The sequence below is a fragment of the Ignatzschineria sp. 22MB058224 genome (genome assembly GCF_058188435.1).
In genome coordinates, this window is record NZ_CP187366.1 from 1,754,733 (window position 1) to 1,781,084 (window position 26,352).

The 26,352-nt window shown below is 39.5% G+C and carries 20 protein-coding genes; 10 read left to right on the top strand and 10 right to left on the bottom strand.

Annotation, left to right across the window (positions count from 1 at the left end; translation table 11 throughout):
• Positions 1-254 precede the first annotated feature (254 nt).
• Positions 255-1,244, bottom strand: a complete 990-nt coding sequence (locus ACPF7B_RS07660; protein ID WP_490505226.1) for a peptidylprolyl isomerase — start codon at positions 1,242-1,244, stop codon at positions 255-257.
• Positions 1,245-1,401: 157 nt separating this feature from the next.
• Here ACPF7B_RS07660 and ACPF7B_RS07665 point away from each other — a divergent pair, with 157 nt between their 5' ends.
• From ACPF7B_RS07665 to ppnN, 7 genes are all read left to right on the top strand, one after another.
• Positions 1,402-1,992 carry a ProQ/FINO family protein gene (locus ACPF7B_RS07665; RefSeq protein WP_490505227.1) on the top strand — a complete coding sequence of 197 codons (591 nt, stop codon included), beginning with the start codon at positions 1,402-1,404 and terminating at the stop codon, positions 1,990-1,992.
• A gap of 10 nt (positions 1,993-2,002) precedes the next feature.
• On the top strand, positions 2,003-3,724 hold the full coding sequence (gene argS / locus ACPF7B_RS07670) for an arginine--tRNA ligase (RefSeq protein WP_490505228.1): 1,722 nt from the start codon (positions 2,003-2,005) through the stop codon (positions 3,722-3,724).
• A gap of 12 nt (positions 3,725-3,736) precedes the next feature.
• The gene (locus ACPF7B_RS07675) at positions 3,737-4,465 is read left to right on the top strand and encodes an SPOR domain-containing protein (protein ID WP_490505229.1); all 729 of its coding nucleotides are present in this window, start codon (positions 3,737-3,739) and stop codon (positions 4,463-4,465) included.
• 114 nt (positions 4,466-4,579) lie between these two features.
• On the top strand, positions 4,580-5,110 hold the full coding sequence (ssb, locus tag ACPF7B_RS07680) for a single-stranded DNA-binding protein (RefSeq protein WP_490505230.1): 531 nt from the start codon (positions 4,580-4,582) through the stop codon (positions 5,108-5,110).
• 98 nt (positions 5,111-5,208) lie between these two features.
• On the top strand, positions 5,209-5,835 hold the full coding sequence (locus tag ACPF7B_RS07685; RefSeq protein WP_490505231.1) for a 5-formyltetrahydrofolate cyclo-ligase: 627 nt from the start codon (positions 5,209-5,211) through the stop codon (positions 5,833-5,835).
• 32 nt (positions 5,836-5,867) lie between these two features.
• Positions 5,868-8,024 carry a YccS family putative transporter gene (yccS, locus tag ACPF7B_RS07690; RefSeq protein ID WP_490505232.1) on the top strand — a complete coding sequence of 719 codons (2,157 nt, stop codon included), beginning with the start codon at positions 5,868-5,870 and terminating at the stop codon, positions 8,022-8,024.
• Positions 8,025-8,154: 130 nt separating this feature from the next.
• On the top strand, positions 8,155-9,558 hold the full coding sequence (gene ppnN, locus ACPF7B_RS07695; RefSeq protein WP_490505233.1) for a nucleotide 5'-monophosphate nucleosidase PpnN: 1,404 nt from the start codon (positions 8,155-8,157) through the stop codon (positions 9,556-9,558).
• A gap of 100 nt (positions 9,559-9,658) precedes the next feature.
• On the opposite strand, the gene groL is transcribed toward ppnN, so the two are convergent.
• Both groL and groES read right to left on the bottom strand, forming a co-directional pair.
• Positions 9,659-11,302, bottom strand: a complete 1,644-nt coding sequence (groL, locus tag ACPF7B_RS07700; protein ID WP_490505234.1) for a chaperonin GroEL — start codon at positions 11,300-11,302, stop codon at positions 9,659-9,661.
• A 90-nt stretch (positions 11,303-11,392) separates the two neighbouring features.
• Complete coding sequence (gene groES / locus ACPF7B_RS07705) at positions 11,393-11,683, bottom strand: co-chaperone GroES (RefSeq protein WP_490505235.1); 291 nt, start codon at positions 11,681-11,683, stop codon at positions 11,393-11,395.
• 285 nt (positions 11,684-11,968) lie between these two features.
• On the opposite strand from groES, the gene ACPF7B_RS07710 reads away from it, so the two are divergent.
• Positions 11,969-13,306: an MATE family efflux transporter gene (locus tag ACPF7B_RS07710; protein WP_490505236.1), complete on the top strand. Its 1,338-nt coding sequence runs from the start codon at positions 11,969-11,971 to the stop codon at positions 13,304-13,306.
• Positions 13,307-13,401: 95 nt separating this feature from the next.
• Here the strand turns inward: ACPF7B_RS07710 and ACPF7B_RS07715 are convergent, their stop codons facing one another.
• The 5 genes from ACPF7B_RS07715 to lptM all read right to left on the bottom strand — a co-directional run bounded on the left by ACPF7B_RS07715 (position 13,402) and on the right by lptM (position 17,996).
• On the bottom strand, positions 13,402-14,040 hold the full coding sequence (locus ACPF7B_RS07715) for an RNA pyrophosphohydrolase (protein ID WP_490505237.1): 639 nt from the start codon (positions 14,038-14,040) through the stop codon (positions 13,402-13,404).
• Between the two features lie 166 nt (positions 14,041-14,206).
• Positions 14,207-15,481: an MFS transporter gene (locus tag ACPF7B_RS07720; protein WP_490505238.1), complete on the bottom strand. Its 1,275-nt coding sequence runs from the start codon at positions 15,479-15,481 to the stop codon at positions 14,207-14,209.
• 2 nt (positions 15,482-15,483) lie between these two features.
• Positions 15,484-16,524 (bottom strand): tRNA preQ1(34) S-adenosylmethionine ribosyltransferase-isomerase QueA, encoded by a 1,041-nt coding sequence (gene queA, locus ACPF7B_RS07725; RefSeq protein WP_490505239.1) that lies wholly within the window; start codon positions 16,522-16,524, stop codon positions 15,484-15,486.
• Positions 16,525-16,639: 115 nt separating this feature from the next.
• The gene (gene lysA, locus ACPF7B_RS07730; protein WP_490505240.1) at positions 16,640-17,860 is read right to left on the bottom strand and encodes a diaminopimelate decarboxylase; all 1,221 of its coding nucleotides are present in this window, start codon (positions 17,858-17,860) and stop codon (positions 16,640-16,642) included.
• On the bottom strand, positions 17,850-17,996 hold the full coding sequence (gene lptM, locus ACPF7B_RS07735) for an LPS translocon maturation chaperone LptM (RefSeq protein ID WP_490505241.1): 147 nt from the start codon (positions 17,994-17,996) through the stop codon (positions 17,850-17,852). The genes lysA and lptM overlap by 11 nt, the downstream gene beginning before the upstream one ends.
• Before the next feature lie 414 nt (positions 17,997-18,410).
• Between lptM and gyrA the strand changes: the two genes are divergently transcribed.
• Together gyrA and ACPF7B_RS07745 are read left to right on the top strand one after the other, a co-directional pair.
• Positions 18,411-21,035 (top strand): DNA gyrase subunit A, encoded by a 2,625-nt coding sequence (gene gyrA / locus ACPF7B_RS07740; RefSeq protein ID WP_490505242.1) that lies wholly within the window; start codon positions 18,411-18,413, stop codon positions 21,033-21,035.
• Positions 21,036-21,162: 127 nt separating this feature from the next.
• On the top strand, positions 21,163-21,987 hold the full coding sequence (locus ACPF7B_RS07745) for a shikimate 5-dehydrogenase (RefSeq protein ID WP_490506517.1): 825 nt from the start codon (positions 21,163-21,165) through the stop codon (positions 21,985-21,987).
• On the opposite strand, the gene ACPF7B_RS07750 is transcribed toward ACPF7B_RS07745, so the two are convergent.
• Positions 21,984-23,459 carry a SulP family inorganic anion transporter gene (locus ACPF7B_RS07750; RefSeq protein WP_490505243.1) on the bottom strand — a complete coding sequence of 492 codons (1,476 nt, stop codon included), beginning with the start codon at positions 23,457-23,459 and terminating at the stop codon, positions 21,984-21,986. The genes ACPF7B_RS07745 and ACPF7B_RS07750 overlap by 4 nt on opposite strands.
• Positions 23,460-23,917: 458 nt before the next feature.
• Positions 23,918-26,311: a DNA topoisomerase (ATP-hydrolyzing) subunit B gene (gene gyrB, locus ACPF7B_RS07755; protein ID WP_490505244.1), complete on the bottom strand. Its 2,394-nt coding sequence runs from the start codon at positions 26,309-26,311 to the stop codon at positions 23,918-23,920.
• Between the last annotated feature and the right edge of the window lie 41 nt (positions 26,312-26,352).

The window sequence follows — 26,352 nt, forward strand, 5'->3', positions numbered from 1 at the left end:
ACATAGACAATACATAAAAATAAAATCTGATATAAATTAACAACATTCGTCTAATTATCACCATCTCTTCTCTTTGAATGTTTCTTTCAATATCCTTTAGAGATAACAGCTTTATTATCATTATTAATGATTAATAATCAATCAGATACCTTTATTAACGAACAATTTTTAAAATATACTCCCACATTAAAAAAGCTGAGGTCACATTACTGACCTCAGCTTTTTTAATATCTAGCCACCCGAATTAGAAAAACCTAATTTGATCGAGTGCCAACGCGTTTTTCTACATACACATCAGATAACATACGGTCTAACCAATCGTCGAACGCCGCGGCGGCTTTTTTACGGAAATAGTACTCACGCGCAACGTTACGAATTGTTTCCCCATCTTGGAAACCTTGACGCCGTTCATCTACACGGATTAAATGGTAACCATATGGAGTTCTAACAGGTTGGCTTATCTCACCGATAGGAATTTGTACCATTACTTTTTCAAATTCAGGCATTAACTGACCTAAACCAACCCAACCGAGATCACCATCTTCAGCGGCAGAGACTGGGTCTTGTGAGTTTGCTCTTGCAACATCTTCGAAACTAATTTCGCCTGCCAAAATACGTTCACGCAAACGATTTGCCTCTTGCAATGCTCGTTGATCGGTTTTGTCCTTATTAACGGAGATTAAGATATGACGCACTTTATTCTGTGGAGCATTTGCTTTCATTAGCTGATCTTGAATTTTCTTAAAATCAGCTGTTTTCATATAAAGATCAATTTCATTTTCGGTAAAATTAATACCCTGAACGATTTGGCTTTGGAGGCGCGCTGCCAACATTTGACCACGAATACTCTCACGATATTGATTATAGTCCATTCCCTGATAGGCAATATACTCTTTCAATGTCGCAATATCCGTACCATTTCGAGCAGCAATATCGGCAATAGCAGCATCAACTTCCGAATCTTGCACCGCGATTCCCATCTGTTTAGCAAAAACATCTTGGAATTTGGTCGTAATAAGAACCTTTGCGACATAGTCTTCAAGCTCGGCGCCGGTCAAACGTTGATTTGGAGGAAGATAAGCCATTTCATTGCGAGCAACAGATAATTCACGCTCCCATTCAGACAAAGTGATGACATCATCATTCACGACAAAGGCAATACCATCCACAGTTCCAAGTCGGGCAAACGCCGAAGGTGAGGCTAGTAATAATAAGGCTAACAATGTGATTACGCGCATTTTCATAATTAGTTACTTTTCAAAAATTTCAGAGTCTTATTCATTGTTTTCTAACGTTGAATAATAGTGTAAGCAGAAGAATTTTACCACCTTAATGCAATTATCGCTAAGATATAATAAAATTGCCGTAGCAAATTTAATTATATCTAGGTTTTGGAAAATAATGTCAAACGAAATTAATACAGAAATAGAAACAAACACCGCCGTAGAAGATCCGTCTTTGAGCCCTCAAGAAGCACGTCAAAAGCGTATTGAAATCGCTCAACAGCTACTTAAGCGCCTTGCGGAAGAATATCCTCAAATTTTTCCACTTCCCAAAGATGGACGACCCGTTGCTCTCGCAATTGGCATTCACAAACAACTTATTCCTATTATTACGGAATGGGGGTTTAGCGCTGTCAATCTCCGCTCTGCACTCTCATGGTATACAAAACAGCTTCGCTATCAACAAGCAGTAGTCCATGCGCCTCACCGTGTTAACCTAGATGGAAGTGAAGCAGAAACCATCGATGACGAACATCGCGAACTTGCAAAACAGAATGTTGAGAAGATCCAGGCCTATCTCGATAAGAAAAACCCAGAAAGAGCAAAACGCCGAGCAGAAAAGCGTACCTCTTCAGCCAAATCACCGAAAAATAGTGTGCGCAAGACTAAACCAACACCTAAAACAGACGTTCATAAAGCAAATAAATCGAAGGAGACCATGTCTCTTGATGAAAAAATGCAGTCTCTTCTCAATAAATTCAATCAATAAAAGTGCACTAATGAAACAAATTCCTATTCGTCTTCTTACCGATGCGCTCAATGATGTAGCAAAAGCGCATGATGTCGATCTTGATCCAAACCTAGTTTTAAAAAGCGTTGAGCGCACTCGTGAACTTAGCCATGGTGACTTTGCTAGTAATATCGCAATGATGACAGCTCGCCAATTCAAATCCAATCCGCGCGCAATCGCCCAAGAGATTATAGATGTAATTGGTGAGCAACCAGAAATCGCCTCGATTGAGATAGCAGGTCCTGGTTTTTTAAATTTCAAATTAAAACCTGAAATTTATCATCAAGAACTACAAAAAATTAATACGCTTGGTGCTCAATATGGTCAAAACTCGCAAGGTGAAAAAGAGAAAGTACAAATTGAATTTGTCTCAGCAAACCCAACAGGACCGCTTCATGTTGGTCATGGTCGAGGAGCAGCGGTTGGTGACTCCATTGCTCGTATTCTCCAGGCAAACGGTTTTGATGTTACCCGTGAGTTTTATTACAACGATGCGGGCGCTCAAATTAATAATTTAGCAGCATCCGTAAAAGCACGTATTGACGGGATAACACCCGAAGATGCTTCGTGGCCTGAAGACGGTTATCGTGGTGACTATATCATCGATATTACTAAAAGTTTTTTAGCCAAAGAGCGCATTGTTGCCGATGATCGTCAAATTATAGCGTCAGGTGACGCGGATAATCTCCAAGATATTAAAGAATTTGCCGTCGCTTATTTACGGCGCGAACAAGATTTAGACCTTAAGGCTTTCGATATCAATTTTGATATCTATTTCCTAGAATCATCACTCTATAAAAATGGAGCGGTTGATAAGGTTGTTAACCGCCTCGTTGATAAAGGCGTAACTTATGAAGAAGATGGGGCTTTATGGTTAAAAACCACTGATTATGGCGATGATAAAGATCGTGTAATGCGCAAAAAAGAGGGCGGATATACCTATTTTGTTCCCGATGTGGCTTACCACGAATCTAAATGGGAGCGTGGTTTTAAATTTGTAATCAATGAACAAGGCGCTGATCATCATGGAACAATTTCTCGCGTTCGTGCGGGTTTGCAAGCTTTAGATATCGGTATTCCGCAAGGTTGGCCAGAATATATCTTGCATCAAATGGTTATGGTTTTACGAGATGGTAAAGAAGTAAAAATTTCTAAACGCGCAGGATCCTATGTAACTTTACGAGATCTGATTGATGAAGTAGGCAAAGACGCTACCCGCTATTTTTTGGCAGCGCGAAGTCCAGATTCACAACTTCAATTTGATATTGATTTAGCGCTGTCTCAATCAAGCGATAATCCTGTTTACTACATACAATACGCACACGCTCGAATCTGTTCTATCCTTGCCCAACGCGGAAAAAATGAACCCGCATTTAACAATGAGTATGCTATTGAAAACTTAGTCTTTTTAACAAGTGATCAAGAATATAAATTAATGCGTACACTCTCTAGTTTTGGCGAGATTGTGATCAGTGCAGGGAATAACCGTGCCCCTCATCTCATTGCTAACTATCTACAAGAACTTGCTGCTGATATTCATAGTTACTATAATGCAAAAGATAAGAATGGTAATGCAATCAAGATATTAACCGATCAATTAGATCACACAGTTGGAATTCAAGATGCCAAACTTTATCTATTAATGGCGGCAAAGCAGATACTCGCAAACGGATTAGATCTTTTAGGGTTATCTGCCCCCACAAAAATGTAGAGAAATCAATAGATGGTACAACTCGGACAAGTTGAAACAAAGGAGAAATGGCGAAGAACGAAAGCTTTTATTCGCTATTTCCGCCGTCCACCGACAAAAGGAGAGTTTTTACTCTACATTATCATTGTCGGGATCGTTGTTGCTGTCTCCCTTTTTTTTGCAGACCAAGCAGAAAAACGCGCCGCAGACAAAGAGGCAAAGCGTCAAGCGCGACTTGAACGTCTCGCTGAATTAGAAAAAGAAAAAAATAAACCTTTCTCACCGGATCAAATCCAAATTCCTAAATCAGAATTCTCTTTTTATGAACAGCTTGCCAATCGATCATTTCATATTGATGGAGAGGAAGCAATTGGTGGCACTCAATATGTAGAACCTACTCCAATACCTAAGTTTCAGCTTATTAGTCAACCTTCTGGCTATGAATCTGTTGATAACGAGATTAAAAACGAGTTAGCTCTTGAACTACTATCAGTCTCAGAAGTAAAAGAATCAACGCCGCCACCGGCAGAAAATGGCCCACTCAAAAAGCTTCAAACAGGGAGCTTTTCATCAATGTTTGAAGCAAATATCCACAAATCACAATTAGAATCGATGGGATTTACTCCTTCCGTTCAAAAAGCTAGTGTCAATGGGAAAACGACTTATCGTGTTCAAATTGGGCCATTTACCCCAAAAGATCTTGCACAAGTTAAACGCAATCTTGATGAGCAACAGATAAAATTTATTGAAATCAAACCATAAAGTCTTCCATAAACGAGTATTTTTTATCTATGCTTACACAATGATTTCGTGTTCAAAATAGCGTATAGTGTTCACAACTTCTTTTATAGATTAATACAAATTAAGGTTTTATTTATGTCACGTGGAATTAATAAAGTTATTCTTGTTGGGCGTTTGGGCAATGATCCGGATGTACGCTACACTGCAAGTGGAAGTGCCGTCACAACAATTTCAATTGCGACCTCTGAAAGTTGGAAAGATCGTAATACTGGACAACAACAAGAGCGTACAGAATGGCACCGTGTTGTGTTTTTTGGTCGTTTGGCAGAAATTGCAGGTCAATACCTTAAAAAGGGTAGTCAAGTCTACGTTGAAGGTTCCCTGAGAACCAATAAATATACCGATAAAAATGGTATTGAGCGTTACTCAACGGATATTAACGCAAATGAACTGCAAATGCTTGGAGGCGGTTCTGGTGGCAGCAACTTTGGTGGACAACAAGCACCAGGAGGTTATCCTGATTTTAATCAACAGCAAGATAACTATGGCGCCGCACCACAACAGCAATCTCGCCCACAGCAGAATCAAGGATTTAATCAACCAAAAACTCAAAGTAACAATAATATGGCAGATTTTGATAACTTTGATGATGATATCCCCTTCTAACCAGCATATAAATTGTTTCATCAAAACCAAACAATAAATTGTTTGGTTTTTTCATACCTTAAAGTAGATCTAATAATGAATCTACACTATGAGCATTTATGACAAAGCTACCCACTAATTCAGATATGCAAATCGGTAATAAAACCGATCTTCGCCATTATTATCGACAAAGACGTAATAATCTGACTAAAGAAGATGTTACAAATTACTCTCAACAGATATGCCAGCAAATCATTTCACTGATTCCAACTAATCAACAGCTATCTATTCACCTATTTTTGGCCATCCCCCAAAATAATGAAGTCGATCTAACCCCACTTATTAAAACCTTATGGGAACAACAACATACGCTATATGTTCCACGTGTAACAAATGGAAAACTAGAACATATCTGCTTCGTACCTGAAACTACACTAAAAATAAGTAATTATGGCATCCCTGAGCCTAGCCCAGATAATGTTGGTGCTAGCCATGAAACAATTAAAAATATTGATCTAATTCTAACACCATTATTAGTGATTGATAAAAAAGGAAATCGCGTGGGCTATGGTGGTGGTTTTTATGATCGTTTTTTTCAAGAATACCCCAAGGCCATTCGTATTGGGCTAGGCTTCTTTTCTCCTATTACAGAAATTACAGATTCCTATAAGGGTGATATTCCATTGGATTACTATGTCACACCAGAGAAGATTTTCTCATTTAAAAATCGAAAAATGATAAAATAGGCACCCCGAAAGGTTTGGAGGAGAGGTATTTTATGAAGATACTGTCGCAATTTTTTCGTAAATTTAACGATCATCATCTCTTCTATTCCACCAAAATTTTAATCGTCATGACAGGCGCTGTTATTGTGCCGATGTTATTTAGTGGCAATCTTCAACTTTCGCCAATATTAGGTTCAGTGGCGGCAGCATTAACGGATCTAGATGATCATATTAAAGGACGCATAAAAAATATGCTGGGGCTATTAGTCCTCTTTTTTATCGCCGCGACGATTATTGAGCTACTCTTTCCTTATCCATTTTTCTTCTTATTATTGTGCATTTTCGGCACTGCTTTCTTGATGCTTTTGGGTGCTTTAGGCGAGCGATTTGGGACGATTGCTTTTGGCACATTGGTCTTAATGATCTACTCTATGCTCACTTTTCAACCCGATCGAGCATGGTATATTCAGCCGTTACTGCTTTTAATGGGTGCTCTTTGGTATAACATCGTCTCCTTAATTTTCAATTTTTTCTGGCCGTCACAGCCAATCCGTGAATCGCTTGCAACTTGCTATAAAGATCTCGCTCGATTCATTGAATTAAAATCTCGATTCTTTGATCCCGATGAAATTAATTCCATTGAGCAATTAAAGTTAAAACTTTCGGTCTCTAGCCAAACACTCACTAATCGGCTCAATAATACTCGTGGAATGATTATGCGGCGCATGCAGAAAGAACCCCAAAAAAATCCATTCCCTGATCTACTTAACAGCTATATGATTGCTCAAACGCTACTTGAGCGCGCAGCATCTATCCATGTTGAATATGGAGTGCTACATGAGAAATTTCGGTACAGTGATCTACTCTTTCGTTTTCAACGATTAATGCTTCAACAAAGTAATGCATGCTTAATTATCTCTGAATCAATTTTGCAAAAAAATGAGTTTCATATCCCCGAATACCTCTATCGGTTAACCACGCGATTAGACGAAACTATCCAACGCTTTCATCTACAACGCGATCTATCCCCTCACCTTCTCACAGCCATTAATCATCTACTTCATAATCTTAAGCAAATCAATCACCTTTTTGTCAAACTCCAAAGCGATCTTGATAATGACAATCTAAAAGGTGAATTCCGCATGAGTTCTCCACAAAAAAGTTTAATGGAAAGGATTCAGGCATGTTTTAGGATAATTGGTGCGCATATTACTAAAGAATCATCAATTTTTCGCCATGCGATTCGAATGAGTTTCGTCATGGGCACAGGGTATTTAATTATCTGGGGCATCAACTTCACCCAAATCCACTTTATAAAAGGTGCACCAGTAACCACCCGAATTTTCTGGATTATCTTGACGGCAATCTTTGTCTGTCAACCCAATTATCTTGCAACAAAATCACGCATTACCAAAAGACTTTCGGGAACAATTCTCGGGGTCGTTGTCACCATTCTCTTCTTACAATTTTCTCCATCAATCTCCTTACAAGCTTTTATTATCATTTTAAGCGGTACGTTATTCTTTATTATGAATACCGCTCGCTACTCGTTTGCAACAGCTCTCTTAACGATGATGATTTTACTTGGTTTCAATCTTAATGATGCAGGTTTTATCGCACCAGAGCGAATTGTTGATACCATCGTTGGCTGCCTTCTTGCATGGATTGCCGTAAACTATATTCTTCCAGATTGGAAATATTTTAATCCAAAAAGTATCTATGAACGTATTGCGCAACGTAACAGCGTATATCTAGTCGAAATTCAAAAACAGTATCACTATGGACGCGAAGATAACCTTACCTATCTCACTGCTCGAGAGCGTGCAACTGAAGCTGATAGCGAACTCGCATCACTCTTTTCGACCTTTAAATCGATGCCACAACAGAGCAACCTCGATGAAAATCAGCTCTTCTCTGCACTAACGCTCAATAATACATTGTTAGGTTATCTTTCTGCATTAGGCGCACATCGGGAAAAAATCGAAGATACTCGTCTTTTAGGTATTTTTGATAAAACAACTAATTTTATTGTTAAAACGCTTGAGAAAAAAGAGTTCAATAAACCCCAATATAGCGAATTAAAAAAAGAAATTATCGCACTACACGAGCAAGCTTCGACACAAAACCGCATTGCTACAATCTTATTACAACAATTACTCTTTTTACTGCGCACGCTACCACGATATTTGAAAATATTATTTCACGCTTAAATACCAATAAGAGCAAGCATCTATTTTTAAATGATACTATTAAGAGATATTGACAAAAAGTCGAACCATCGACTGTTAATCCTATAAATACAATGCTCATGAGCTTGGACGAATCAAGGAGTTTTAACGTATGTCTAACCGTAATCATTTTGATATTTACCCCCCAAAAGGATCAATGGATCTAATATCTCATGCCGAAAGTGCTATCTTAAAAAAAACCGCAAAAGGGGATCTCTATCCGCTTTTTAGAAACTGCACGCTCGCGGTATTAAATACTGGCAGTAAAACAGATGATCCTTATGCCATCTTCAATAAACACAAAGATTATGATATTGAGCTTATTCGTACCGAACGTGGCATAAAACTCCGTCTTTTTAATCCTCCAGAAGATGTATTTGTCGATGGGAAACTCACGGATGTTATTCGACGAAATCTCTTCTCCGTTCTCCGTGACACACTCTTTATCCGATCAATTTCCGATCTCTACCATTCCTATAAAGAGACCGAGGGAGAATTTATAGAATTACCCGATGAGACCCGTAATTCTCTGACAACAGACTTTGTCTTTGCGATTTTGCGCAATGCTAATGCCCTAAAAACAGATCAAGATCCCAACATTGTCGTCTGCTGGGGCGGCCATTCGATTAATCAAATTGAGTACGATTATGGCTATACCGTTGGGCAAGAGTTAGGAGTACGCCATCTCAATATCTGCACGGGCTGCGGGCCAGGAGCAATGGAGGCACCGATGCGTGGTGCTGCGGTTGGGCATGCGCGCCAATCAAATAAAGAGAGTCGTTTTATTGGGATTACTGAAAATTCCATTATTGCATCTGAACCACCAAATCCTCTTGTCAATGAACTAATTGTAATGTCGGATATTGAGAAACGATTAGAGGCTTTTATCCGCCTTGGACATGCAATTATTATCTTCCCTGGTGGTGTTGGTACTGCAGAGGAACTTCTCTACATTCTTGGGATTCTTCTCCTTCCTCAAAATCGCGATATCTGCTTACCTATTATCTTAACAGGCCCTAAAGAGAGTGAAGATTACTTTAGAACAATCGATCGCTTTATTGGTAAAACGCTTGGAAAAGAAGCTCAAAAACTGTATGAAATTATCATCAATGATCCGATTAAAGTTGCAAAAACCATGAAATCAGCGATGCCACATGTGAAAGAATGCCGCCAAAAAAGAGGTGATTCTTACTGTTTTGATTGGCTCTTAACTATCCCTGAAGACTTCCAAAAACCTTTCACCCCATCCCATAAAAATATGGCGGAACTTAATCTTCATTTAGATCAACCTAAAGAGTTTCTCGCTGCGAATCTTCGTAAAGCTTTCTCCGGCATTGTTGCAGGAAATGTAAAAGAGTTCGGCGTTCAAGCAATAAGAGCACATGGGCCTTATGTTCTTTCTGGTGACCAAGCGCTTATGGAAATGATTGATGAACTACTGAAAGACTTTGTTAGCCAACAACGGATGAAGCTACCCGGGAGTGAATATATCCCTTGCTATACAATCAAATGTTAAAATTTTTCATTATGGTACATATAACATATTGAAACGTAAAAAAGGCACTGAGATCAGTGCCTTTTAAATTTACGATTACAAATCTAGGGTAATCTTATCACTACATCATGCCTGGCATGCCACCCATGCCACCCATGCCACCCATATCAGGTGCTCCACCATCTTTCGCAGGTAGATCTGCAATCATACACTCTGTTGTAATGATTAGGGATGCAACAGATGCCGCATTTTGAATTGCTGAGCGCGTCACTTTAGTTGGATCAAGGATACCCATCTCCACCATGTTACCGTATTCACCAGTTGCCGCATTATAACCAAATGCATCTTCTTTACCTTCTTTCACAGCATTCAAGACAACATCCGCCGGCTCACCTGCGTTAGTAACGATTTGGCGTAATGGCTCTTCCATTGCACGAAGGGCAACACGGATACCCGCATCTTGTTCATCATTATCCCCTTTAAGATCTGCAATACGTGTTAATGCACGAACTAATGCAACACCACCACCAGGGACGATACCTTCTTCAACCGCAGCACGAGTTGCATGAAGTGCGTCTTCAACACGCATTTTTTTCTCTTTCATCTCAACTTCAGTTGCTGCACCTACTTGGATAACCGCAACTCCGCCTGCGAGTTTTGCAACACGCTCTTGAAGTTTTTCTTTATCATAATCAGAGGTTGCATCTTCAATCTGTTGTTGAATTTGTGTCACACGCGCATCAATTGCCGCTTTATCACCAGCACCATCAACAATTGTTGTTGTTTCTTTATCTACAACAACACGTTTTGCAATACCAAGATCTTCAACAGTTGCTTTCTCAAGGCTCATTCCAAGCTCTTCAGAGATCACCGTACCACCTGTTAAGATTGCGATATCTTCAAGCATTGCTTTACGACGATCACCAAAACCTGGGGCTTTTACTGCTGCAACTTTTACGATACCACGCATATTGTTGATAACGAGCGTTGCAAGTGCTTCACCCTCAACATCTTCAGCAATAATTAAAAGTGGACGACCTGCCTTAGCAACTTCTTCTAATACCGTGATCATTTCACGAATATTGCTAATTTTTTTGTCGCAAAGAAGTACAAATGGATCTTCTAATTCAGCCGACATTGACTCTTGATTGTTGATGAAATATGGCGATAAGTATCCACGATCAAATTGCATACCTTCTACTGTCTCTAAAGAGTTCTCTAATCCAGAACCTTCTTCAACTGTAATAACGCCTTCCTTACCCACTTTTTTCATTGCTTCAGCAATAATCTCACCAATCTCTTTATCTGAGTTTGCAGAAATTGTACCTACTTGTGCGATTGATTTATCATCTTCACACGGTTTAGAAATATTACGAAGCTCTTCAACTGCTGCTGCGACTGCTTTATCAATACCACGTTTGATATCCATAGGGTTCATACCCGCAGCCACTGACTTCATCCCCTCACGAACAATCGCTTGCGCTAAAACTGTTGCAGTTGTTGTACCATCACCGGCAGTATCTGCAGTTTTTGACGATACTTCACGCACCATTTGCGCTCCCATGTTTTCGAACTTATCCTCGAGCTCGATCTCACGTGCCACAGATACACCATCTTTCGTTACAACAGGTGCGCCGAAGCTTTTATCTAAAACAACATTACGACCTTTAGGGCCAAGTGTTACTTTTACTGCATTTGCGAGAATGTTAACACCTGCAACCATTCTTTTACGAGCGTCTTCGCCAAAACGAACTTCTTTTGCCATATCTATAATTCCTTCTATTTATTTCTTAGTTAACTTGGTTATAAGATTTAACTTATCTAATCAAATAATGGATTTGCTCAATATCGGTTATTAAGCTTCGATAACAGCCATGATTTCATCTTCGCGCATGACTAATAGCTCTTCGCCATTTACTTCCACTTCAGAGCCAGAAAACTTACCGAAAAGCACTTTATCGCCCACTTTCACATCTAACGTTTTTACGTCACCGTTAGAGAGAACTTTACCCGTTCCAACGGCAACAACTTCACCACGAGATGGTTTTTCTGTTGCTGTACCTGGAAGGACGATGCCGCCCGCTGTTTTTTGCTCTTCTTCTTCACGCTTAATGATGACTCTGTCATGTAAAGGACGTAGTTTCATAGTAGTATTCCTCATTAAAAGATTGTTAATCTAAGATTTTTCTTCATTGACTTACTCTTGTAATTATTCAAGAGCAAACACTTTTCGTTACGCTAAAATTAATGGGGTTGATAAAAATGCTTTCAAGGGAAAAATAACAAAAAAATTCATTTTGACTAAAAAACATTCAAAAAAACACTCTAAGAATTCAAAAAATAAATTATTTCAATAATTTAATCTTACCATCCACAAATATATCCCTTTTTCTAGCATAATAGACCCGCCTTCCCAACTCACAACTTACGAATGAAAAAATTTATTACACAATCATGGACTCATCGATCGATCCATCAAAAAGTATGGGCATTAACATTGCCAATGATCTTATCGAATATCTCAGTCCCTCTAGTTGGAACAATCGATACTATTATTGTTGGTCATCTACATAGTGCGGATCTTATGGCAAGTGTCGGCATTGGTAGTAGCATTTATCTTTTTATCGTGGCGATTTTAAATTTTCTACGAATGGGCTCAACAGGATTCACAGCGCAAGCTTTTGGACTGCAAGATGGTAATAAAATTCGGCAAATCCTCATTCAAAGTATTCTTTCTGCCTTAATACTCTCAATTCTACTCAGTTTATTAGCCATTCCGATTGCCAAAATAGCGTTTATGATTATGAATCCATCTCCGAATTTACTGATGAGCTCATCTCATTTTTTTTATACACGACTGTGGGGACTACCGGCAGCTTTAATAAATTTTGCTTTAATTGGGTGGTTTTTAGGAATGCAGAATGCAAAAGTCCCCTTTTATATGTTACTCAGTACTAATATTGTCAATATTGTGCTTTCCCTGCTCTTCATTTTACAATTTAAAATGGGGATAAACGGCGTTGCTAAAGCAGCCGTAGTCGCTGAATGGGTTGGTTTAATAACCGGTATTCTCTGTTTACCAAAAACATTAAGCGCTCTCCGAGGAAGTTGGATTTTTGCACCATTAAAAAAATGGCAAAGTTGGCAGCCGCTCCTCTTTGTAAATCGTGATATTTTTATTCGTAGTTTTATTCTACAAGGTGTCTTTTTTCTTGTAACAATTCAAGGCGCTCGAATTGGAGGCGATACAGTAGCAGCGAATATGATCATTCTTAATGGGCTAATGATTATGTCCTATCTACTTGATGGGTTTGCCCATGCCATTGAAGCACTTACAGGGAAAAGTATCGGCGAAGGACATCGAAAATCTCTTTGGGCGGTGATGATCGTTGCAGGTGGTTGGGCATTGATCCTTACTGTTACCTTTTTCTTTTTGTTTCTCTTTTTTGGAAAAAACTTTATCAACCTTATCTCCGATATTGAAGCCGTGCGAAGAGCCGCCTATCCATTAATTCCCTACCTCACTCTGTTACCACTTGTAAGCGTTTGGAGTTACCTTTTCGATGGACTTTTCATTGGTGCGACAAAAGCAAAAGAGATGCGAAATGCCATGTTACTAGCGTTTGTAATTGCGCTGCCTATTGCAATTGCTTTGATGCCACTTCAAAATGATGGATTATGGCTCTCGTTTCTAATATTCATGCTCCTTCGAGGTGTTATCATGGGTTGGATAACCTATCGTATTGATCGATACTCTACCTGGATTTAAGTCATGACTCGTAGATACACTTATCACTTTTATATCCACGTAAAAAAACCTTACTAGAAAAATTCTAGCAAGGTATTTGTATAAACATTATTTTTTTAAAGCGCATTTTTCTTCAGAATAATACTCGTTTTCTCTTCATAATGAAAACTCTTCTGCCCATTGACCGATTTATAAGTTGTTTTACGAGCATGCATTCTAAAAAGTGAATGTCGCCGTTTATTGCGTAGCTCTTTCGGTTTCTTAGGAACTATATTCTCAAAAATAAGTGGCGCTAATTCCGTTAGCGCTTTGTCATATACTTTACGTTTAAAATGAATCACATCGCGCAGAGGTAACCAATAATCAACCCATTTATAGTGATCAAACTCAGGTTGGTCTGCCGCGTTCAGATTAAAATCCTCTTCATTCCCTACAAATTCAAGCATAAACCAAACTTGTTTTTGGCCTATACATGTTCTTTCACTTGAGGGATTTCGGCGAATCAGGTTTTGTGGCAAACGATAACGTAACCACCGATCTGTTCGACCTAAAATCCTAATATGTTCCGGGCGTAATCCAACTTCCTCATAAAGCTCTCTATACATGGCATCTTCTGGGCTTTCATCGGGATCTATTCCTCCTTGAGGAAATTGCCAAGCATCTAATTGACCGATCCGATGCCCCCAAAAGAGCTGCTGATTTTGATTACACAATATGATTCCAACGTTTGCTCGAAAGCCATCATTGTCGATCATTTTGTGCCTTTATCTAAAATTAAATATATAGTGCTATTGTTCCACAAGGAGCCGTTAATGCCAAATCTAATTTCGAATTTCAACACGCAATTGTCGATATAGACCTATGCCAACTTTCAAAAAATAACGCCACAAAAAGCGGCTTTCATCACCATTGTACTTTGCGCTAAATATAGCTCGGCAAACTCTTCTTCCCAAGATAAATACTCAAGAAGATTCCAAGCGCGCATAAAAAAAGAATGTAATAGGCGATAAACATTGGATGAAAGTGCTCCGCGATAATTGGTACTAAAAAAGTTGTCATACCGGCAAATAAAGCATTACCAATATTATATGAAAATCCCATGCCTGTTAGACGAATTTCAGCAGGAAAGAGGCGAATGATAATCATCGGCACACATGCAACAATACCTAAAAAGAATGATGCAATCGCATAAAGCCAACCTATTTTGGTAAGATCTGTGCCGCCGAGAGCATTAAAGAAGATAAAACTAGTCATGGCTAAAAATGCCGCGAAACCAAATAGCGTCTTACGAAGCCCAATGCGGTCGACCAGCAATCCTGCCGCTAGACTACCAATAATATTCATAAATGTTGCCACTAATGCTGTCTGATTCACAAAAGTTGCATCCATGCCGAAGACATCTGATTTCATTAAATTAGGTGCAAGCAGTACAAGGACAACACCGGTAATGAGCAACCAAGTACTTAGTGTCGCAATAAATGTCTGTAAACGAAAATCTTTAAGAATCGTTTTAACCGGCAATCCCTGATGAAGCTCTTTCTTCTTTTGCATCTCTAGAAAGACCGGCGTTTCCCGTAGATAGCGGCGCAGATAAACTGCTAAAAGCCCAAGAACACCTCCAAGAATAAAAGGAATTCGCCAAGCGAAATCGAGTGTTTCTTCTGTTGTAAAAGAGATATTCATCATGGATGAGACAAAGTGCCCAATCAAAACGCCAAACGTTAAACCCGCCGCTACGGCGCTATTGGCAATTCCAAATCGCTCCCGAGGAACATGTTCTGTCACAAAAACATGTGCACTAGGAACTTCTCCCCCGAGCGCAACCCCTTGCAAAATACGCATTAACAGCAACAGTGCCGGCGCTAGATACCCAATTGTTTCAAATGTTGGTAAAAGACCAATCAAGAGTGTTGGCACAGCCATCATAAAGAGTGAAAACATAAAGACTTTTTTACGACCAATGATATCCCCAAAATGGGAAAGCACGACACCACTTAAAGGGCGCACAAAATAGGCGATCGCATACGTTAAATAAGTCATCATTGTCGCCACTAATGCCGATTCTGTTGGAAAAAAGAGCTGCCTTAACGTTGCGGCAAAAGTTAAAAATACAATAAAGTCATAGAACTCCAACGCACCTCCTAAGGAAGAGAGCGTTAAAGTCTTACTATCTTGCCACGTTAAACGTCTGTTCACAGCTAAGCTCCTGTTTTATCTAACTCCGGAATCAGCAACATACTATCGCCATAACTAAAGAAACGGTAGCGTTCATTAACCGCATGTTGATAAATCGCCTCCATTCGCTCTTTTCCCATTAATGTCGATACTAAGACTAAAAGCGTTGACTTTGGTAAATGAAAATTTGTTAACAAACCATCAATGACATTAAATTGAAAGCCCGGCTTAATAAAAATATTCGTGTCTCCAACAAAGGGTTTCAATTCACCAGAAAGCCCGGCTGATTCTAATGCTCTTACTGCTGTCGTACCGATCGCAATTATGCGCCCACCTGCATTTTTGGTTGCTAAAATTTCCTCAACAGCCGATTCCGGCACAGAAATCCACTCTTTATGCATTTGATGTTCATTAAGATCTTCGTGGCGAATAGGTTGGAATGTTCCAGCACCGACATGCAACGTAATTTCCGTAACATCAATCCCTTTTGCTCTGATCTTTTCTAAAAATTCTTCCGTAAAGTGTAACCCCGCTGTGGGTGCAGCGACAGCACCCTCTTCTTTATTGAATACTGTTTGGTAACGGGATTGATCAAGCTCCTCATCGGATCGAGTAATATAGGGCGGTAATGGTAAATGCCCATAGGCTTCTAACACTTTAGCAATTGGGGAATTATCAATGGTTTTCAACAAGAAAAAAGTATCGTCACGACTGACCATTTCAAGCAATGGCTCTCCATTAATCAATACTTTTTGCCCTTCTTTAAGCGCTTTGCTCGCTTTAATCTGCGCTAATACTGCCGTTTCACTCACTAAGCGCTCGACCATTATTTCAATCTTACCACCAGTCTCCTTGCTCCCGAATAATCTTGCCGGCAGTACACGCGTATTATTAATCACGATTCGATCCCCCTTTTTGAGGTAATCAATCAAATCTTCAAAAGTATGATCAAATAATTCACCACCTTTTGGCACTAATAGACGCGAAGTTCCTCGAATTTTAGGAGGAAATTGGGCAATCAACTCTTCAGGAAGATCGTAATCGTAATCGGATAATTTTAGCATTTTAGTGTCCTAACAGATAAAGCATCACGCATTTTAAAACCTTTATGCACAAAAACAAAATCCCAAAACCTTTTTGCTTTGGGATTCATTATAATTTAAGGAATTATCTTATTGATTACGCAAGATAGGCTAACTCTTTTTCAAAAAGTGATTCTTCACTTTCACGTTCACGAATTAAACGAGCTTTACCATTTTGAATTAAAATCTCCGCAGCGCGACCTCGTGTATTATAATTTGAAGCCATGGCAAAGCCGTATGCACCAGCATCCTTCACAATAAGATAATCACCAGCCGTTAATACAAGCTCACGGTTTTTACCGAGAAAATCTCCCGTTTCACAAATAGGACCGACAATGTCGTAAGATCGAGCTTCACCCTTGACCTCGTCATCGAGATTCTCAATCTTCATCCATGCATCATAAAGTGCTGGCCGAATTAGATCATTCATTGCCGCATCAACAACGGCGAAATGTTTACCTTCATTCTCTTTCGTTAAGATCACTTGCGTAATTAACATTCCCGCATCACCAACAATTGAACGCCCCGGCTCGATAAAGAGCTTGAGGTCACGATCACCAATTTTTTCGATCGCTAATTGAATCCATTTAGCTGGATCAATTAAGGTTTCATCCTCATATTGAATCCCTAAGCCGCCGCCCATATCGAGGTGCTTTAAATGAATTCCAAGTGCTGCAAGTTCATCAATAAGTGCCAGCGTTAAATCCAGTGCTTCAGCATAAGGTGCAATTTCTGTTAATTGTGAACCGATATGAAAATCAATTCCGTGAACTTCAAGCATTGGCATACAGGCTATTTCACGATATATTTCGATCGCATCCTCCATTCGAATACCAAACTTATTTTCTTTCAAACCTGTCGAAATATAGGGATGTGTCTTCGCATCAACATTGGGATTAATTCGAAGCGACACTGGTGCTTTAATGTTTAACCGTTTGGCAACTTGGCTAAGCATATAGACTTCGCTAATGGATTCAATATTAAAACAACCAATCCCCGTTTTAAGTGCAAATTCAAGATCTTCTTCCCGTTTACCAACACCAGAATAGAGAACCTTTTTAGGATCGCCACCTGCTGCTAAAACGCGCTTTAATTCGCCTTGAGAGACAATATCAAAGCCAGAACCTGCTTCCGCTAATAACTTCAAAATCGATAAGTTACTATTTGCTTTTACGGCATAGCAAATTAAGTGTGGATATGTACCAAAGCCTGCTTTATAAGCATTGTAATTTTGGAGAATTTTCTCTGCTGAATAGGCATAGAGCGGAGTTTTGTAGATTGTTGCAACTTCAGTTAAAAAACTTGAATCAATTTTCATCTTTTTTATAGCTTGTCATAAAATGTCCATCATTATGCTCTGCTTCGCTTTGAGCGATAAACAGTGCACCCGTCTGCCCACAGCTTGCTAGAACTAGAGCTGTCACTATTAAAGCGACGATCTTTCGGCTAATCATCTTCGTTATCCTAATAAATCTATTTTTTGGAAGGTTGTTCGGTATTAAAAAGCGATTATATTCACTTATTTTAAAAAAAATTTATACTCAGTAGTAGAAAGTAAAACATGTTTTCCGCCTACTTTGCAATGTTTATCAATATGCTAAATTCTAATTCGCTAAAGACAATTTAGAAAATCATAAAAAATAAAATAACTATTACAAAACTCTTCCTGATAAAAAACGCGAAATTTTGACGATTTTTACAGAAATTTCTATTACACGTTTTTTTTAAAAAGATTGTAGGGGGATACATGAAAAAATAGACTTGGAATTTTACGCTATTATCTCCGATAATACGGCGAATTTATTGATAAAACATGTTATAATCACACGTTATTTATCCTTTCATTTTTGTTTAAGAAGGTTGGTTCAATGAGTGATTTTGCCAAAGAGATTGTCCCGATTAGTTTAGAAGAGGAGATGCGAAGCTCCTATCTTGATTACGCAATGAGTGTAATTATTGGTCGTGCGCTTCCCGATGTGCGTGATGGATTAAAACCCGTTCATCGCCGAATTCTGCACTCCATGAACCAAACGAATAATCACTGGAATAAACCTTATAAAAAATCAGCGAGGATTGTTGGGGATGTTATGGGGAAATATCACCCGCATGGTGACTCCGCAATTTACGATTCAGTGGTGCGTATGGCACAAGACTTCTCACTTCGTTATATGTTAATAGACGGTCAAGGAAACTTTGGTTCAATCGATGGTGACTCAGCAGCGGCAATGCGTTATACCGAAGTTCGTATGAGTAAAATTGCGGAAACTTTACTGCAAGATATTGAAAAAGAAACCGTTGATTTTGTACCAAACTATGATGAATCAGAGTCTGAACCATCAGTACTACCCACAAGAATCCCAACGCTTTTAGTAAATGGTTCTTCTGGGATTGCCGTCGGGATGGCAACCAATATTCCCCCTCACAACCTCACTGAAACCATTAACGCATCATTAGCATTACTCCAAAACTCTGAATTAACCATTGACGAATTAATGGAACATATCCCTGCTCCTGACTTCCCAACTGCGGGGATTATCAATGGAACTCGCGGTATCCGTGAAGCGTATCATACCGGCCGTGGACGTGTTGTCATTCGAGCTCGTGCTGAAATTGAGCATGATGAAAAACGTGACCGTGATGTCATTATCATTACAGAACTTCCCTATCAGGTAAACAAAGCACGTCTTATTGAACGTATCGTTGAACTCTACCGCGAAAAAGTCATCGAAGGTATTGCTCCCGATGGTCTTCGCGATGAATCCGATAAAGATGGAATGCGTATTGTTATCGAACTTCGCCGAGGAGAGATGGGCGAAGTAATTCTTAACCAACTCTATAAACATACAGCATTACAATCAAGCTTCGGGATTAATATGGTTGCGATTGATCGCGGGCAACCAAAACTTCTAAATCTCAAAGAAGTGCTAGAGGCATTCTTACTTCATCGCCGTGAAGTTATTACGCGCCGAACAATTTTCGACCTTAAAAAAGCGCGTAGCCGTGCACACCTTTTAGAAGGTTTAACGGTCGCACTTGCGAATATTGATGAGATGATTCAATTAATTCGTACTTCTGCAACAGGCGCAGAAGCTAAAGAACGTATGCTCGCTCGTAGCTGGAAACCGGGCGAAGTTTCTGCAATGCTTGAACGCGCCGCAGAGCTTAAAACAGCACCTGAAGGCATTGGTGAAGTTGGCTTAATCGGTTCTGAATACAGATTATCAGAAGAACAAGCTCAAGCAATCTTAGATATGCGTCTACAACGCTTAACCGGTTTAGAGCAAGATAAGATCCTTGATGAGTATAAAAGCTTACTCGATACTATTCGTGAGCTGATCGAGATTCTCGTTAATCCAGATCGTTTAAAAGAAGTGGTTGAAGAAGAACTCGTCGCTATTCGTGATGAATTTGGGGATGAGCGCCGTACGGAGATTCGTGCAGCGGCTGAAGATATCAATCTTGAAGATCTTATTGCGGAAGAAGATGTGGTTGTAACGCTCTCACGCCGCGGATATATCAAGTATCAAAAACTTGATGAATATCGTGCTCAAAAACGCGGTGGACGCGGAAAATCAGCTGCCCGCGTTGTTGATGAAGATGATGTTGAACACTTAATGGTTGTCAGTACTCATGCACAATTGATGTGTTTTTCTTCAAATGGTCGTGTCTATTGGCTCCGTGCATTTGAATTACCAGAGGCAGGCCGTGGTGCAAGTGGTCGACCAATCATCAATTTCCTTCCGCTTGAGGCTGATGAGCGTATTACCTCAATTCTTCCTGTTGATAGTTATGATAATGACCGTTACATCTTTATGGCAACTAAAAATGGTGTCGTGAAGAAAACTGTACTTTCAAGCTTTGCAAGCCAGCGTTCAAGCGGTTTAATTGCTGTAAATCTGGACGAGGGTGATGAGCTTATCGGTACACAAATCACCAATGGTAGTGATGACATCATGCTCTTCACCAATACAGGGCTGGTAAACCGCTTTAGTGAAGAAGATGTCCGTGCTACTGGCCGTGGTTCTCGTGGCGTAAAAGGAATTACTCTTGTTGACGATCAGCGCGTGATTAGCATGATGATTGCTGTTGAAGATGCTGTTGTACTAATCGCGACAGAGCATGGTTATGGTAAACGTACTCGTATTGAAGAGTTCGCAAAACGTAACCGTGGTGGTAAAGGCGTTATCGGTATTCAAACCTCTGAACGAAATGGGCAAATCATCGGAGCATCTATTGTGGAAGAAGATGATGAGGTAATGTTGATCTCTTGTAACGGTGTATTAGTTCGTACTTGTGTTAATGAAGTCTCTATTTTAGGCCGAAATACACAAGGCGTTCGTCTAATTCGTTTAGATGATGGCGATACTCTCGTTGGTATGTCCCGCATTCAAGAAAATGATGCAGACTGTTGTGATGATGAAACTTCTGAAGAAAGTGAAGAATCAACGGCAACAGTAGAAGTCACACCAGAAACTCCTTCTGAAGATGCGTAAAGCTTTTCACTAAAAGGATTGATACAAGCCACTGATATATCAGTGGCTTTTTCTTTTCTACGATTTACCCTTTATCTTCGCATTAATCTCTCCTATGATGAGGGAAGATCACTTAAAGGAGCTCATGATGATTAATAAAAATACTCAACTCTGTATCTCACTTGCGGGTCGTCCTGGAAACTTTGGGACTTTTTTTCACAATTACCTTTATCAGAAATTAGAGCTCGATTATATCTATAAAGCGTTTACGACTAAGAATATCGAAGATGCCATCAAAGGTGTTCGAGCATTAGGGATTAGGGGATGTGCGGTCTCAATGCCCTTTAAAGAAGCCGTTATTCCTTTAGTAGATATCATCGATCACTCAGCAAAAGCGATTGATTCGATCAATACTATCGTTAATACCAATAGTTCTCTTACGGCGTATAATACTGACTATATAGCAGTAGTAGAATTGCTAAAAAAGAATCAGATTGATCCTAATACACCCTTTATACTGAAAGGTAGCGGTGGAATGGCAAAAGCAGTTGCCGGAGCACTGTATCATCAAGGTTTTAAAAATGGCACGATTGTGGCTCGAAATATCGAAAAAGGAAGTGCTTTAGCAAACCTCTATCATTATGACTATAACGTGGAAGAATCCTCAATCAATACTGAAAGTGACACGATGCTCATCAACGTCACACCGATTGGAATGCAAGGCGGACAAGAAGTTAACGATCTTGCATTTAACACAGAAAATATCCGTAACGCATCAATCATCTTTGATGTAGTTGCCCTTCCCGTTGAAACGCCAATGATTAAACTCGCTCAAAGTCTCAATAAAACTGTTATCAGTGGTGCTGATATCGCTGTCATTCAGGCATTAGAACAATTCGTTCTCTACACTGGCGTTCGTCCATCTTTAGAACTAGTCAGAGAAGCGTCTACTTTTGCAAGAAGCCGAGCTTAGTTATCAACAAAAATTGCCAGATCGTGCGTAGTGTGCGATTTGATAAACTTCGCACTCTCTGGATTAAGTCCTATTACTTTTACCGTTGCTCCTGAGTGGATAAATCGCATAATCACCTTGTCGAGGGTAATTATCGCGGTCATATCCCAAAAATGGGCTTTGCGAACATCTAAAACAACTTCTTTAACCAATTCATTAAAGTTAAAAGCACTGATAAATTTTTCTGCCGAACTAAAAAAGATCTCACCATTGATAATATAGACTCTTTTCCCATCTACTAAAGTGGTGTCGGTATCAATATCGAGTTCCTTCTCTACTTTATAGGCAAAGAAAATCATCGACAAGATAACTCCTGTAATCACCCCATAAGCAAGATTATGGGTATAAACAACAACAGCAACCGTTAGCAACATCACCACATTCGTATAGAGCGGCACCTTTGGAATCTGAATAATTGATCTCCAGCTAAATGTTCCAATAGAGACCATAGTCATTACCGCAACTAAAGCAGCCATGGGGATAATACGAATCAAGTCTGTCAAAAACAGGATCATCAGCAAAAGATAGATTCCCGCCGCAAATGTTGAAAGACGTGATGAACCACCCGATTTAATATTAATAATCGATTGCCCAATCATGCCACAACCGGCCATTCCACCAAAAAATCCTGTCACCATATTGGCGATTCCCTGCCCTTTACACTCTCGATTTCGATTACTCGCCGTTCCTGTTAATTCATCGACAATAGCACCAGTCATCATCGATTCTAAAAGCCCCACAATCGTTAAGGAGATCGCATAAGGCAAAATAATCATGAAAGTCTCTAGATTAAACGGCACATTCGGGATTAAAAGAGAGGGTAGCGTATTCGATAATTGCCCCATATCGCCAACTGTTCGAAGATCTAATCCCAAAATCGACACGACAATGGTCAAAATAATAATGCATATCAAGGGTGATGGTAGAATTCTTCCAATAACAGGCAGATAAGGAAAAAGGTAGATAATACCTAAGCCACAGGCAACTAACAGATAGACATACCAATTTACATTGGTCAACTCAGGTAATTGAGCCATAAAAATCAATATTGCAAGCGCATTCACAAAACCAGTCACGACAGAATTAGGCACAAAACGCATTAACGATCCGAGCTTTAAATATCCTGCGATAAGTTGAAAAATTCCCGTAAAAATAGTTGCTGCGAAAAGATACTGCAACCCATGTTCTTTAACAAGCGTTACCATAAGAAGCGCCATCGCTCCTGTCGCAGCAGAAATCATTCCTGGCCGACCACCGGCAAAAGCAATCACAATCAACATCGTAATGGAGGTAAAAATACCGATTTGAGGATCCACACCTGCGATGATAGAGAAAGCAATAGCTTCTGGAATTAATGCTAGGGCAACGACTAAACCCGAAAGAAGATCACCACGCATATTAGAAAACCACTGATTTTTAATCAATGTAGACATTTTTAAACCCTTTTTGAATTCACAGAAAAAAGAATGAAGAGATCATTCATAAATACCGGTTATTATCGGTTGAAAATGGATCTGATGATTCAATCAAGGTGGCGTGATCATTTGAGTACTAGTCATCTATATTGAAAGATGATCAATGATAACAATTTTTTTCATAGAAAACGAGTATATGCTATTCATTTACCTAATCAATCGTAAATCTAACGCATGCTGTTGTATACATAATCTATTGCTTACAATAAGCTCCCAATTATATTAATGGGATTCAGAATTTCTAGAATCACCTCAAGCAACTTAAATAGTACATCTCATCCGATTTTCCCATTAAAAGATCGCATTTAGACAAAAAAAATCAATAAAATAAAACCTCTGCTTTTACAGCAGAGGTTTTTTATCTTCGTTTCAAAGATTATGAGATTTCATTTCATCAATTATGAGATCCGAAAAACTTAAATATCCAAATTACCAACCATTTGGGCATTCTGCTCTATAAATTCTCGACGGGGCTCAACTTCATCACCCATTAGCATTGTGAATACTTCATCAGCTTTCACTGCATCTTCTACTTTGACTTGTAGCAAACGACGAGACTCAGGATCCATCGTTGTTTCCCACAATTGCTCAGCATTCATCTCACCAAGACCTTTGTAACGAGAAACTTGTTGTCCTTTTTTCGCCTCATTAATCAACCAATCCAACCCTTCTTTAAAACCTGAAATCTTATAGGTACGCTCACCTCGTTGGACAAAAGCACCTGGTTGAATAAGCGAATGAAGTTCTTCAGAAAGTGTTGAAATTTCTTGATATTCATTAGAATTCACAAAACGAACATCGATTTGATAATGATCTTCTATATTATAGCGCTCTGCCGTTACTGTAATTTTTTGCGATTCGAGTTCAGCTTTTACACGATAGTTGATCGAGCCCTCAGTAATATCACGTTGCAATTTTTCTTCTAGATTTTGTGCCCATTCAACAGATGATGAATCACTTAATAAACTCTCTGTTAATGCCGGCATCTCAAGAAGATGATAAAGTACATCTTCAGGCATTCGGTGATTAATACGAGAGATGATATGCTCAACTTTCATTAGCTGTTTTGCAAGTCCTTCCATAACAACAGATGAAAGAGCTGGTGCATCTTCACTTGGATGCATCGAGCCATTTTCTAATGCTGTATTTAAGAAATAGAGTGCTAACTCATTATCATCCTTTATATACGTTTCTTGTTTGCCTCGTTTGACTTTATAAAGTGGTGGCTGGGCAATATAGATATGCCCTCTTTCAACGAGCTCACGCATTTGGCGATAAAAGAAGGTTAAAAGAAGTGTACGAATATGTGCCCCATCCACGTCAGCATCCGTCATGATAACAATACGATGATAACGAAGTTTATCAGGGTCAAATTCATCACGACCAATTCCACAACCCAACGCTGTAATTAACGTACCAATTTCTGCTGAACTAATCATACGATCAAAACGAGCTCGTTCAACATTAAGGATTTTTCCTTTCAATGGCAAAATTGCTTGGAATTTTCGGCTACGACCTTGTTTTGCAGAACCGCCCGCCGAGTCCCCTTCCACGATGAAAAGTTCAGATTGTGCCGGGTCTTTTTCTTGACAGTCTGCGAGTTTTCCGGGAAGGCCTGCAATATCTAATGCACTTTTGCGGCGAGTATTTTCGCGTGCTTTGCGAGCGGCTTCACGCGCCATTGCTGCATCAATGATTTTTGATGTAATCGCTTTTGCATCATCGGGATGCTCTAAAAGAAACTGCTCTAAACGCTCTGCAAGAACACTATCTACAACTGGGCGAACCTCACTTGAGACTAATTTTTCTTTTGTCTGTGATGAGAATTTAGGCCCTGGGATTTTAACAGAGATAATCGCGGTTAGACCTTCACGCGCATCATCACCTGTGGTTGCGACTTTTACTTTCTTAAGTAGCCCTTCATCTTGCATATAACGATTTAAAGTACGCGTCATCGCCGCTCTAAAACCGGCTAAATGGGTTCCTCCATCAGATTGAGGGATATTATTGGTATAACAGAAGACACTCTCTTGATAACCATCTGTCCACTGGAAAGCAATCTCTACATTAATATTGTCACGTTGACAATCGCAGTAGAAAATATCAGGATGGATTTCATTGCGGTTTTTATTGATGAGTTCAACATATGCTTTAATTCCCCCTTCGTATTCAAAGATCTCTTCACGATCTGTGCGTTCATCTTTTAAAACAATACGAATTCCCGAATTAAGGAATGCAAGTTCTCTTAAGCGCTTAAAGAGAATATCAAACTCAAAATCGATATCTGTAAAGACATCTTTACTCGGTTTAAAATAAACAGTTGTACCATTTTTATCTGTCTCACCAATTTCACGTAGAGGATAATCGGGCTCCCCTACCGTATATTCTTGTTCGTGGATTTTTCCATGCTTATAAATAGTCAATTTTAATTTAGAAGAAAGCGCATTCACAACCGAAACCCCAACCCCGTGAAGCCCCCCTGTAATTGCGTTGTCTTCAAACTTGCCCCCAGCATGAAGAACAGTCATAACCACTTGCGCGGAAGAAACCCCCTCTTCAGGATGGATCTCTACCGGAATACCTCGACCATTATCCGTTACAGTAATCGAGTTATCCACATGTATTGTGACACTGATATCATCACAGTGACCGGCTAATGCTTCATCAATCGCATTATCAACCACCTCGAAAACCATATGATGAAGACCCGTTCCATCGTCGGTGTCTCCAATGTACATCCCCGGGCGCTTACGAACAGCATCAAGCCCTCTTAAAACCTTAATGCTTGGAGATTGACTTTCAGTTGTCATTCACAATACCTCTTTATGATCCGTATAAATTTCTTTTATCG